Origin of the sequence: Thalassobaculum sp., assembly GCF_965223715.1 — a bacterium.
Taxonomy (GTDB): domain Bacteria; phylum Pseudomonadota; class Alphaproteobacteria; order Thalassobaculales; family Thalassobaculaceae; genus Thalassobaculum.
In genome coordinates this window covers 510,083-522,509 of record NZ_OZ245012.1, presented here as the reverse complement: position 1 = coordinate 522,509, position 12,427 = coordinate 510,083, and the positions used below count along the sequence as shown (strand labels likewise).

The window sequence follows — 12,427 nt, the reverse complement described above, 5'->3', positions numbered from 1 at the left end:
AAAACTCTAGCCCCAGCTGGGGGCACGTTCGGGAGCCCTCCATGACGGCTTGGTGGACGTCGAAGGCCGATGCTAGCTTCCGTTCTTGCTCCGTGCCCGGTCCGCATGAAGAAAAGAGACAGGCGGCTTTTCTCGCGGGTCGCCCAGCGCATCGGAAAATATAATGGAAAAACCGGCACTTAAGTGGTGGGCGCGGCTGGGATTGAACCAGCGACCCCTACGATGTCAACGTAATGTCAGCTGTTTCTGGTGTTTCTCTAGTTGCCATTGTTCCCAGAATTCTGCCGCTCTTCGAACTCCCGTGTTTCTTAGGTTTCAATCGTTACAAACCCATTATCGACGTTCCGAATGGGGTTCTCGTGGGGTGCCGGAGTTGCGTCACACACTATCACCCACCATATTCCCCACTATCAATCCCCACTGGAGATTCTTTCAATGGCACTGGCTCCTCGCGGTCGTCCCGGCCGGTACGCCGAGTATGACCATTTCTACGCCTCTCTGACCGTGCCGATGGAGAAGCGGCCGCGCTACATCCATGGCATCGGCGTGTTCCGCGGCAGACGAGGCGACACCGCTTGGGTCAAGATCCACCTTCCGAGAGGCGCCACATATGGCGGCAAGAGTTACCCACCTGGCAGCTCCATTGAGATCAAGCAGGGCCACCTGACCTCGTACACATGGCAGCAACTTCTCGATGTGCGAGATCGCCTTCAGGGGCTCGCAGACCGGGGCGAACCGCTCGAGGCAGTCAGACCTTCAGTGTTCCGTGAATATGCCTCAGCGTGGCTTGAACGGGCACAACAACGCCTCCGGAGCTATGCTGTCGTAAAGATCCATGTGGAGAAGCATCTGATACCTCAGTTCGGATCTCAGACACTCGACGCGATCACAACCGCAAACGTGAATACATGGGTCGCAAGCAAGCTGGAGACGCAAAAGCCAGCAACCGTAAAGCGAGAGCTGGACACTCTCAGCATGATCCTCAACGAGGCCGTGCGTGAGGGGACCCTTGACGAAAACCCATGCAACCGCGCGAACCGCATTCGCGGTATTGTCGGAAGGCAGAGCTATTTGACTGGAGAGCAGATTGTCTCGCTTCTGGCCGCGGCGGACGCGGAGGCCGATTGGCTGGCTGATTTCATCCTGTGGTCACTTCATTCCGGCATGCGAAAGACAGAAACCCTCTCGCTCACGTGGAATGACGTTCGCGAGTTAGGAGAAGGTCGGACTATCTGCCTCATCCCCAAGTCCAAGAGCGATACCGCCAGACAGGTACCGTGTACTGCAACGATGCAGACCGTGCTTGAGCGGCAAAAGGCGAGAACGGTTCCCGGCGATGAGCGGGTGTTCCCAATCGCAAGGATGACATTGCGGCGCAGGTGGGAGCGGACAAGGGAAGCGGCGGGCCTTCCGGGCTACACAATCCACGATCTCCGGCGCACACACAGCACGCATGCCGCAGTGGCCGGGGTAGACCTCCGCACATTGGCAGATCGCATCGGACATTCAGATCTGACGATGCTTCAGCGCCACTACACCGCCCTTGTGGGCGATGCAGCGTCAGAGGCGGCGAGAATTATCGAAGCGAGATTCCAATCAGTCACCGAGCCGACAAAATGAGCTAGCGGAATATCCGGTTTCGGGAACACGGAATGTCGACGGCGACCCCACACGCAGCCCGTCCTCTAGCGCAGTGGAAGGAGTGGCCATCTTCCTCCCGCAGGCCCCGAACCAGCGCTGGTCATTGGACCTTGTTGCTGACAGCCTGTCCTGCGGAGGGCGGTTCCGGTTGCTCTGCATCATCGACGACTTCAGCAAGGAATACCTGGCTGCCATCGTCGGCACCTCGCTCTCCGACCAGCGGGTCGCCCGCGAGCTCGACCGACTCACCGAGCTCCGGGGCAATCTCTGCATGGTGGTCGGCGACAACGGAACGGAGCTGATCTAGAACGCCATTCTGGCTTGGCAGCAGTAGCGGGGCGTCGAGTGGCATTTTATCGTCCCGGCAAACCGATGCAGAACGGATTGGCCGAGAGCTTCAACGGCCAGCTGCGCGTCGAGTGCTTGAATGAGCACCTGTTCACCAACCTGCGCCATGCCCGTCAGTTGATCGGGACCAAGCGTGACGACTACCACCAACACCGCCCACACATGAAACTCGCGAGCCCACACCGCGGAATACCGCAACCGATCACGACACGACCGAAGCCCGAACAGATCTAACTACTAAGGGAGGACATTACGCGGATCTGGTCATGGGGAGTAGGTCACCCGACGTCGATCCCATGATGATCCATTCGCGAGCGGTGTATGGTACAGTTCATAGTTGGCGACGGTTCCGCCGAAACGCGCGTGGGCGATCACCTGTTCGGCGTTGTGAGTCGTCAGGCAGCGCTTCCTACAATTGTTGCTTAACTTCGTAGATGAGATGTCAAACGCTCCCTCGATCAACTGGACCAACCCTTCTGTTCGGGCATTTGCGAAGAACGCAGACCCTTTGACCGCGATAGAAGAGGCGGCGCGTGCGCTCGTGTTAAAAGCGCGGGAGAAGGGTTGGGAAGGACCGCCATTCAACCCTCTTCGCATTGCCGAGATGCTTGACGTACAAATTGAGGCCAATTCGAGCGTAGCAGACGCACGACTGGTGGCGACAGAACGCGGCCCAAAAATCGAGTTTAACCCTCAGCAACCGCGTGAGCGCGTACGGTTTTCAATCGCTCATGAAATCGCACACCTACTCTTTCCCGACTGGTCGGAGCAGGTTCGCAATCGCGGTGGCGATAAAACCTCGGACGACTGGCAGCTAGAAATGCTGTGCAACTTAGCCGCTTCGGAATTTGTTCTCCCGATCGGCAGCCTATCAGCTGCGTCGGCCGTTCCCACGGTCGAAGAATTGATGCATCAACGCCGCGAGTACGATGTTTCAGCCGAAGCCTTTCTAATCCGTTTGGCCAAGATATCTGAGCAGCCCATTGGGATCTTTGTTTCATCTCCAAGCGTATCCGAGGAAGGCAAACGGCACTACAAGATCGACTATTTTATTAGCTCACCGACAGCGCCGAAGATCCGTCTGTCAGGACTGGCAATTCCAGATCAAAGCATTGTGCATAGCTGCACCGCCATAGGGCATACCTCTCGTGCGGTAGAAAGCTGGGTGACCGATACGCCAACTCAGATCGAGTGCGTCGGCCTGACAGCATATCCAGGTAATATTTACCCGCGAGTAGCGGGTCTAGTCAGATTTGACCGGCCTCATGAGGACCTTGTTCCAATACGCTTGATCCACGGTGATGTCTTGGATCCTCGTGATCGAGGCAAGAAGATCATTTGCCAGCTCGTCAACGATAAAGCGATCAAATGGGGAGGCGGGATCGCAAGCAAGACTGCGAAGCGATTTCCAGACGCGGAGCAGTCTTTTACAGAGCAAATAATAAAGATCCCGAGGAATGATCGATTGGGGCGAGTCATATTTTCGGAGGGTTCCGACGATATGATCATTGCAAGTCTGATCGGACAGGAAGGTTTTGGCCCATCACTTTTCCCCCGAATCAGATATGCGGCAGTGCAGAGCTGCCTTGCGAAGGTGGCCAACTATGCAGCATCGATTGGAGCGAGCATTCATATGCCTAAGATCGGCACGGGATCGGCAGGTGGCGATTGGCCAACGATTCAAGAGATGCTAGATGATGTTATGGTGCGTGGTGGTTTGACTGTCACTGTGTATGATGTCCCACCTAAGCAGGTGCAACTAGAGCTACTCTAATTGGCTGTCGGCAACGGAAACCTTCGTATTGTTCTACTTTCCGGGCCCATCTGTTCCGGTAAGTCCGCTTTAGTGCGGCTTCTAAAGGAAAGACACAGCGCGAAGATCATCAAGACACGAGAGCTTATTCTGAGTATGGCCCCCAAGACCAAGCCCGAGCGCAAAGCGTTGCAACGGGCGGGGCAGAAACTGGATCGAGAAGATGGCGGCGAATGGGTCGGAAGGGCCCTGCAGCGTACCGTGGACATCTATGGCAAGGGACAGACGCCTACTGGTCTCTTCGTCGTGGACTCGGTCCGCATCTTGGGACAGATCGAGGCGATACGACGGGCGTATGGAGCCGAAGTCCATCACATCCATTTGACTGCGACTGAAGAAGAACTGCGCAAACGCTACAGCGAACGCAGTAGATCGGACGACGAAGCGGTTCCCTATGACGAACTGAAGCGAAATCGGACTGAGCGCGATATAGAAAATCTTGCTGATTTCGCTGATATTGTCGTCTCGACCGACCGCTGTAGCGAAGAGGCTGTACTTGTTCGAGCCACTGCGCTCCTCGACCTCTACCCACGGTCGAACAATGCTCTAGTTGATGTGCTGATTGGCGGTCAGTTCGGGAGCGAAGGCAAGGGCAACATAGTAGGCCACATCGCCCCTGAATATGATCTTCTGGTGCGTGTTGGCGGGCCAAATGCCGGGCACCAAGTGTATGCGGAGCCAAAGCCGGAGAAGTACTATCATCTTCCTTCGGGCACGCAGCGGGCCCCCAATGCCAAGCTGCTCCTCGGGCCGGGAGCAGTAATTTATCCTAAGAAGCTTCTCGAAGAGATTGCCGAGCACAAGATCGATGCCAAAAGGCTCAGGATTGACGAACGCGCGATGATCATTACCGACGAGGATCGCAAAGAAGAGGAGAAGCGGTTTGGAAGCATCAGCTCAACGGCGCAGGGCGTTGGGATTGCTTCGGCACGAAAGATGACGGGCCGCTCGGACTACAAAGACGGCAATGCAGCCTTCCTTGCCAGAGATTGTGAAGATCTCAAACCTTACTTGGGAAGCGCAAGGCAGGTATTGGCCGATGCGATGGTAGCCGGTCAAAGGATACTTTTAGAAGGCACACAGGGTACAGGGTTGAGTCTTCACCATGGCGACTACCCTCATGTAACAACGAGAGATACGACCGTCTCTGGCTGTCTCGCTGATGCTGGTATAGCTCCATCGAATGTTCGGAAGATCATCATGGTCTGTCGGACCTATCCAATTCGGGTCGGCGGACCATCAGGTCCAATGGAGCACGAGGTCGATATGGCGGAAATTCATCGACGCAGCGGCATCCCGCTAGAGGAGCTTGAACAAAAAGAACGAACGACCACTACCAATAGGCCGCGACGAATTGCAGAATTTGATTGGCTGCGGTTTCGTGACTCCGTACAGCTGAATGGACCAACCGACATCGCACTTACATTTGTCGACTATTTCGATGTGAAGAACCGAAAGGCATTTCGCTTTGAGCAGCTATCTCAGGAAACCATCAGCTTCGTAGAGGAGGTCGAGAGAATTTCAGGCCGACCTGTTTCCCTCCTTTCGACCGATTTTAACTGGCGAAACGTCATTGATCGGAGAGCGTGGTGACCGAAGCCGAACTTGAAGAACTGATCATCGACTGCCCAACCTTATATCACATGGCTGAGCGGGGGTCTTGGGAGTCTATCAAGCAATATGGCTTGATGAGCACAAGTGCCCTAATGGACCATTATGCGGTTGATCCCGTAGAGCGGGCGAAGATCGAAAGCCAGCACCGACCGGCAAGCGTTGAAGTAACGGCGGATAAGCTACCTCGGGCCGTTGTGCGTGACCAAATACCGATGAGCGATTCGGGCCTTAGAAGGGCGTTACCGGACCACCTATCTCCCGCAGACTGGTATAAATTATTGAATAATAAGGTATTTTTTTGGCTTTCGGAAGTGCGCCTTCACAAGCTGACGAATGCCAAGGCCTATCGCAATCAAGAGCATGATGTTCTTGAAATAGATACGAGGTCGCTAGTTGAGGCACATCGGGATTCGATTTGGTTGTGTCCAATCAACAGTGGTTGCACCAAGCCAATGCCGCATCCTAGAGATGAATCAAGTTTCTCCCGTATACCTGCGTATCCATATTCCTATTGGCGGAAAAAAAGAGGCCGTCGAGAGCGAGTGGTCGAACTAGCAGTTGATCATTCAGTTGAGGACATTCGCAAACACGTACGCCGAGTTGTCGTCAAGCGAGGCATTAACGTCCTCATGACACTCGAATGAGGAAGAACCAAGCGGCTTGAGAATTAAAAGGAGTAAGGGCTGTAGTCGACACCCTCTCACGGTGACACGGAGCAGTCACGGTGGCTGTGAGTCATTACAATAAGAACTCGGACCTGTAGTGGCTATCTACGAAGAGTATGCAACGATCATTTGGCCTCGCGAAATCACCTCACAACCTGTCTGAGGGCAATCGATCTGGCAAGCCCTCCTGCATGCCAAAACTAACTCGTATGAAGTGGTCTTGTCAGCATGAAGGCTGCTACATAAGCCACAGAAGGTCAGAATGCGCTGCAACTCTAGTCGCTTCTCGAATGCTAATCTCTGTAGTTTCCTAGTATAGGGAATAGAGGTGATAGTGCATTATTGGATTGCTCATTTCTATTCGGACTAAGCTCTGCTTACCTCTGGAACCGACGTTAAACATAGATTGTCAAATGCTCCAGTCATCAAACACTCTAAAAATCTAGCATCCCCTTGCCTCACTACGTAGCCATCGTGGATATTCAACGCACATATAGGCGCTTGAATACATTGAGAAATGATCCATTCACTTACTATAGACTCCATACGCATTAGTCGGAGCCCACTCTTTCTGAATAAGATTTCGGATAATGCGCTGTGCCATTCTCGAATCCGATCCACCATATCGCGGAGTGGGACACCTCGGACCGAATAGCCAGACTTCATCGCATCTCCGAGGATTGCATTGATCGCCTGCTCCGGAGACTCTGCGTTCAACGAGAGAAGTACCGCCTTCTTTCGGATCGCCCTATCGACCATCTCGAAACCTGGCAGCTCGTAGGGGTCATCGACTCCAGGATGCTCGTCCCAGAAGGAACGTCCTGCAACGCTGTAGGCCAAGTGCACGTTCATGGCTTGGTAGTCCAATTCCACGACAGGATCGGCGTCGATTGTCAGCGTAACTCGGTCCCGTTTTGGGATCACCTGCCACCAAGGGCCGTAAAAGCGTCCCCCAAGGTCGAAACTGCCGTTGAAGGTGCGGTAATAGTGTCGCCTCGTCGGGTTAACCCGCCGAGACCGGAAGAACTCAATATGTCCCGCTGCCGGGTCTGCAATCGAATGCTGATCCAATAGCGCATTGTACGCTTCCACGTTGGCCCGTAGGCGCTCGGACTGCTCGGTCTCCGCGTAGTCAATAAGTCGCTTTTTCGAGTCCTTCAGTACGATCAGCTCGGTACGCGGTCGAGCCAGCGCATCGACGGAGACCCGTCGCAGTGCCTTCTGCAATGAGCCAAGTCCACGTATTCGCGTTTGATAGCCGGTGGAGGTATCCCTGTTGTAAAAGCCGGGTCGCTGTTCGATGAACCCGAGATCGGCAAGGGTATCCACGACCCTGTAGAGTGCGCGCGATCCGAAGCCGCCGATCCCGTACCTTCCTCCGACTGGATAACTGCCATTGGCACGACTCATCTGCAACCAAGCGCCCGCGTCCAGGCATGCTAGGTTTGCGAGAACGCAGGAGGTCGCCGCTAGGACTTTTGGCCGGTCCTGAGAACGCGTAGACAGGGCCTCAGAAACTAGATCGAACCATGGTCCCGGCCAATCAGCCACAAGCCTCAGGTAAGGGTCGAGCTTAGGCGCATCGGCAATATCGGCCCGTTCGTCGCGAGCAACCCCGGCCAGTTCCAGCAGTTGCGCATGCGTCGCCTCCTGCGGGAAGTCCGGCTCCGCGGTGTCTAGGATCATCTGTCCGCCACTCGCGTAAGAGAGGCAAGCCACGTCTCGAAATCCTCAAGACGGTAGCGGGGGAGTGCCCCCACCATGACCGGATCGACGTCAAAGCTGTGAGGTTGGTTGTGTCGGCGTAGGAACCGCTGCTTTCGCACCCAGCCCCTGGAAACCGACAGTGCCGCTGCAATTTCGTCATCCGAGATCAGACGCGCGGCAATCGTGAGAGAATTCGGCATATCACCCCTTGCATCGTAGGGGATGGCCTCGACTGTCATCGTGACGACCGAGGCCAAAATAGTTTTGCGTCAGCTACCGAGGTCGGTCCTAACGCTGGAGATGAGGTAGTCGAGACCGCAGCTCGGCGGCCACCCAGCGACAACCAAACGCTCCTGCCAAAGCTCTAGCAATCGATCCTCGCTTAGGTCTGGGAGCGCTGTGCGCAGGCCATTGAAAAGCTCATGCGCGAACCGACCGGCCGGATCACGCTCCGAGACCACGAGGTGCCGGAACGCATTGAACTTCCGATCCTCCGCATTCTCCTTATATGTCGTCCAGCGGAGATTACTTAGGTCATTGTTTGATGGCTGATCATCCCAGTGGGCCGCGACACAACCTTCAGGTCGGGGGCAGATAAAGGCCTCCAGTACTAGCTCGTGAATGTAGCGGTTTCGGTATCCGCCTTCGCCATCGTAGAGCCTCACTCCCGGATAACGGGCGCCTCGCCCTAACCCTATTGGTCGAAGCTCTTTCAAGCAGATCAGGTCAGCTTCGCAGGTCGGTTCGAAGCCGGTAGGAGCGGAGAAAACCCGTCCCGTCGACGTCACGAAATAGCTCGTGTCGCCAATACGCTTTATACGCATACGCGAACTCCTTGCCCCCAGGCAGGACGCCGCTCAAAACAGCAGTTAGTAATGCGGGGGGCTTAGAGGGGGGCCCAGAGTTTTGCGCCAACCGGCGCCGTAGCAGACAGATATTCGAACGCTCTCCAGTAGGAGGCTGGGCACCCGCCTCTTGGTCAGCAATCGAGGTCCACGACCTGATATATATTGGGCCCGCAAGTCCGATTTTCAAGGCAGTCGGGCACCGGTCCTAGCTGACTTGTGGTTAGTGCGCTCTATAGCAAAATTTGTGGAGGGCTCGTATATCCTATCTGGTCTGGGGGGCATGGCCCATGCCCCGGCCGTGCCGAACATCGCGCAGGATCTATCGATCCAATTGCGCGATCGCGAACGATTCTAGCCGTCAAGAAAGCGACCAACTTAGGTTCGTGAATTGTGGGGATTTCGTGGGGCGGAGCGTTGGATACCCCTACCCTGTTTCCTGCTAACCTATTGAATTTAAGTGGTGGGCGCGGCTGGGATTGAACCAGCGACCCCTACGATGTCAACGTAGTGCTCTCCCGCTGAGCTACGCGCCCACTGTGGAGGCCCTACTGCCTCCGGCTCACAAAAGCCGTTGCTGAACAACGTGTTACGCCTACCCTGCAAGTTCGTCAAGCCCGACAGTGATCAGCGATCAGATAGCCAGACGCCCATAAATCCGGGTGTCTGTCACACTAACTGTGACAGGAACTGTGACAAGCCGCAGACCCTCTGTGTCACCCCTGGCCGTCTCGTGAGCCATCTCGCCCCAAAGGCGCCAGTACTCCCTGTATACGCCCGAACCGCACCAACTCGCCGCATAACCGTGAGCGAAAAATGCTAATCACTGGTGAGATTTACTCCCAATCCTCTTGGGGGTCTGGAGCTAGAAGCCTCTACCATTTTCACGTCGCGCGACCTCCTTGCGATCTCGGTTTCTGCGGGCTAGTCACCCGTCATCGACACCAGCCGAGAAAGCCGAATGGCGACGCTTGAACTCAGTCCAGACGAACAGGCCCTGGTGGAGCGCGCTCACCAGCGGCTGCTCGTTATGCTCGCCGAGCACGAGAACGTCGTCTCCATGGACCACAGCGCCGCCCTACGGGGCCTTTTATGGCTGATGACAGCCAAAGCTCTTGGAAAGCTCACAGGGCGCCACGTTGCCCCCCTGCCCACCGGGTCAGGTAAGACGACAGCCATCATCGCCTGGGTGACAGAGTTGGTTCTCACATGGGACGATGAGATTCCGATATGCGTGAGCATGTTCACGGTAGAAGCGCTCTGCCGCTTGTATCGCTCGCTCTTGAACGCCGGGGTCGGCACTCACGATGTTGGGCTGATCCATAGCCTGGGGGAGAAGGCTCCCGAGGCTTCTCTGAAGCGCGACCCGGACACAAAGGAATACCCCTCCCGCCAGGTGATGCTGGTCAGCCACAGCCGTCTTCGAGACGGTGACCTAAACCAGTTCTATCCTGCTGGAGCGCTGACCATCTTCGACGAAAGCCTCGTCACCAGCGAGAGCGTCGTTATCAACGCAGAAACCCTCCATTCGGCCTACGGGGCGATCAAGCCAGTCACAAGCAAGTTCGGGCTGATCGAACTGGAGCGTTATCTACAGCAGTACTCCCAGTGGTATGAGGCGACGCCGATTGGACAACAGGAAGCAGCGGTGACCTTTGACTTTCCTGCTTTGTCGACGGCCGAAGTAAGGACGCTTCACGACCAAGTTCGATCATTCGACACCCGGATTTCAGACAGTGCACGATTCCGTGACGCGCTCCGCAAAGCCATTCAGTGCAATGGGCAAACCGGCCGCCTCTTAAGGGACGGGACGGCCAAGATCGTGATCCCCCAGCCGAACTTCCCAGACGAACTGGAAGACATGCTGATCCTAGATGCCAGCTATCTGATGAAGATCGCTGAGCGCTTTAACGCGACCATCGTCTCAGGTGAGGACGCGCTCCAAGAGACAAGGTCTCACGATGTGGATCTGTCGTCTTTCAAGCGATACGACAACGTCAGGATCAAGGTTCTGCCTGTTCCTTCTGGACGCACATCGATAAGGCGTGACTTGAACAGCGGCAAAGGCGCGATCTTGGAAGAGGTGATCGAATGCGTACGACGCATTCCGCCTGGGGAGAGCGTCCTGATCGTGACGTTTAAAGACCTGGGTAGGAGCGACCTGTCGGGAAAGGACTATCTCACCAGCCAGCTCCGGTCTGCAGGTATCTCAACTGACCCAAAAGCGCCAGACGATCCCGCTGACCGACCTCGGATCAACGTACTCACATGGGGTCAAGAGGCGAGCCTCAACGACTTCTCCCATTGCCAGCATGTCATCCTCTATGGTCTTCACTTCCGAGACAGCACCGACCTAGCCGGGCTCTACTTCGGGGCCAAGCAGGACCTGAGCGTACGGTACGGTCCTCGACAAACAACCGCACATGTTCATGCTGAGGCCGCCCAATCCGCCTTCCAGGCCTTGTCGAGGGGTTCGTGTCGAACGATGGTCGACGGGCAAGCAAAGCCCATGACGGGCTACATCATGACTCCAGATCAGCACGTGCTTGAGTACCTAGGCGTGCTCATGCCGGGAGCACAGTTCGTGGGCTGGCCAGCCGTAGTCCCTCACGCGAGAACCGAGCAAGAACGTGAGGTTCAACGTATTCGACGACTCATGACCGATCATTTTAACGCCCTTTTCAGCGACGGAAAGGCTATGCGGGTTACGGGCGTTCAACTCCGGAAGTTGATCGACCCCGAAGACAAGATCCCGAAGAAATCACGTCAGCGCCTCATCGATGAAGCCATGGAGGGCATGCTCTGGTTCAAGAGGAAACGGTCCTACGAAGCTTTGGACCTTCGTGACGTCGAAGCGCGTGAGTTTATGGGTCAGGTCCCTGAAGAAGAACTAAAGGGGCATGGCCCTTAAGTTGGTGGCTCGACGGACGTACGACATAACTACCAGGACGAAGCGCGCCGCCCGCAGAGGCGGGCGCGCTCTTGGAGGTCCAAGTGTCACAATGTCACCTGCACGGGGATGGACAGCCTACTCCCGGAACCCCGCTTCAGATCTCAACGGGGATTACCCGGTAACCCAGAAGGTGCTCATTGGCTTCCAGCCAAGCCTTGTGGGGCTCGTAGTCGGGCATAAGCGACCGCACCACTGACCAGAACGCCGCACCATGGTGCCGTTCCCTCAGATGAGCCATCTCGTGTGCGAGCGCGTACTCCAGCACCTGTCTCGGTGCGAACACCAGGCGCCAGTTCAGGTTCACCACCCTGTCCTGCCCACAGCTCCCCCACATGGTCCTCTGGTCCTTCACCCGGATGTCCCTGGGCTTGGTGCCCAGGCGCGCCGCCAGAGGGCGAGCCAGGGCCTGTACGTCATGTCGGAGACGCGTCTTCATCCATAGCCGCAGTTCGCTCTCGATGACCGCATCACGCCCTTCCTCCGGGATCTGGTGAGGGCAGTCGATCGTGAACCCGCTCCGGTAGGAGATCGACACCAGGCGCTCTGCGGTGGTGCCGACTGTCAGCCGTGCCAGTCGGCCCCGATAGGGGATCTTCGCCCCGGTCGTGAAGCGCCGGATGGTGTGCATGCCCGCAAGCCGTTCGGCCATGCGCTGGTGATGTTCGAAGATCCAGGCGCGCTTCTTCGCCAGGATCCGGGCGATCTGGTCATCGTTGGCGGCGGCTGGCACCACCACCTCCACCTGGTCGGGCGTGACCGTGATCCGGGCCTTCCGAGCAGTTGGTGACCGGCGGAGGGTATAGGGGATGACTGCGTTGCCTACGACGAGGTCGGGCATCCC

The 12,427-nt window shown here is 56.3% G+C and carries 8 protein-coding genes, 2 tRNA genes and 1 pseudogene; 6 read left to right on the top strand and 5 right to left on the bottom strand.

All coding sequences use genetic code 11. The annotated features are described in order from the left end of the window. Positions 1 to 184 precede the first annotated feature (184 nt). Positions 185 to 301, bottom strand: a tRNA-Val gene (locus tag ACOQOP_RS02470). Between the two features lie 134 nt (positions 302 to 435). Between ACOQOP_RS02470 and ACOQOP_RS02465 the strand changes: the two genes are divergently transcribed. From ACOQOP_RS02465 to ACOQOP_RS02445, 5 genes and pseudogenes are all read left to right on the top strand, one after another. After that, on the top strand, positions 436 to 1,620 hold the full coding sequence (locus tag ACOQOP_RS02465) for a tyrosine-type recombinase/integrase (protein ID WP_420564730.1): 1,185 nt from the start codon (positions 436 to 438) through the stop codon (positions 1,618 to 1,620). A 94-nt stretch (positions 1,621 to 1,714) separates the two neighbouring features. Then, positions 1,715 to 2,230: pseudogene (locus tag ACOQOP_RS02460) on the top strand (integrase core domain-containing protein); the annotation flags it as partial. A 198-nt stretch (positions 2,231 to 2,428) separates the two neighbouring features. Continuing rightward, positions 2,429 to 3,763 (top strand): ImmA/IrrE family metallo-endopeptidase, encoded by a 1,335-nt coding sequence (locus tag ACOQOP_RS02455; RefSeq protein ID WP_420564729.1) that lies wholly within the window; start codon positions 2,429 to 2,431, stop codon positions 3,761 to 3,763. A gap of 72 nt (positions 3,764 to 3,835) precedes the next feature. Beyond that, positions 3,836 to 5,395: an adenylosuccinate synthetase gene (locus ACOQOP_RS02450; RefSeq protein WP_420566509.1), complete on the top strand. Its 1,560-nt coding sequence runs from the start codon at positions 3,836 to 3,838 to the stop codon at positions 5,393 to 5,395. Next, positions 5,392 to 6,060 carry a DUF7002 family protein gene (locus ACOQOP_RS02445; RefSeq protein ID WP_420564728.1) on the top strand — a complete coding sequence of 223 codons (669 nt, stop codon included), beginning with the start codon at positions 5,392 to 5,394 and terminating at the stop codon, positions 6,058 to 6,060. The genes ACOQOP_RS02450 and ACOQOP_RS02445 overlap by 4 nt, the downstream gene beginning before the upstream one ends. A 387-nt stretch (positions 6,061 to 6,447) precedes the next feature. Here ACOQOP_RS02445 and ACOQOP_RS02440 read toward each other — a convergent pair whose 3' ends face one another. From ACOQOP_RS02440 to ACOQOP_RS02430, 3 genes are all read right to left on the bottom strand, one after another. Further along, on the bottom strand, positions 6,448 to 7,767 hold the full coding sequence (locus ACOQOP_RS02440; RefSeq protein WP_420564727.1) for a hypothetical protein: 1,320 nt from the start codon (positions 7,765 to 7,767) through the stop codon (positions 6,448 to 6,450). 290 nt (positions 7,768 to 8,057) lie between these two features. After that, positions 8,058 to 8,612: an HNH endonuclease signature motif containing protein gene (locus tag ACOQOP_RS02435; RefSeq protein ID WP_420564726.1), complete on the bottom strand. Its 555-nt coding sequence runs from the start codon at positions 8,610 to 8,612 to the stop codon at positions 8,058 to 8,060. A 482-nt stretch (positions 8,613 to 9,094) separates the two neighbouring features. Then, positions 9,095 to 9,169: transfer RNA gene (locus ACOQOP_RS02430), tRNA-Val, on the bottom strand. Between the two features lie 425 nt (positions 9,170 to 9,594). Between ACOQOP_RS02430 and ACOQOP_RS02425 the strand changes: the two genes are divergently transcribed. After that, positions 9,595 to 11,544 carry a hypothetical protein gene (locus tag ACOQOP_RS02425; protein ID WP_420564725.1) on the top strand — a complete coding sequence of 650 codons (1,950 nt, stop codon included), beginning with the start codon at positions 9,595 to 9,597 and terminating at the stop codon, positions 11,542 to 11,544. 136 nt (positions 11,545 to 11,680) lie between these two features. Here the strand turns inward: ACOQOP_RS02425 and ACOQOP_RS02420 are convergent, their stop codons facing one another. Next, positions 11,681 to 12,424 (bottom strand): M48 family metallopeptidase, encoded by a 744-nt coding sequence (locus ACOQOP_RS02420; protein ID WP_420564724.1) that lies wholly within the window; start codon positions 12,422 to 12,424, stop codon positions 11,681 to 11,683. Positions 12,425 to 12,427 lie beyond the last annotated feature (3 nt).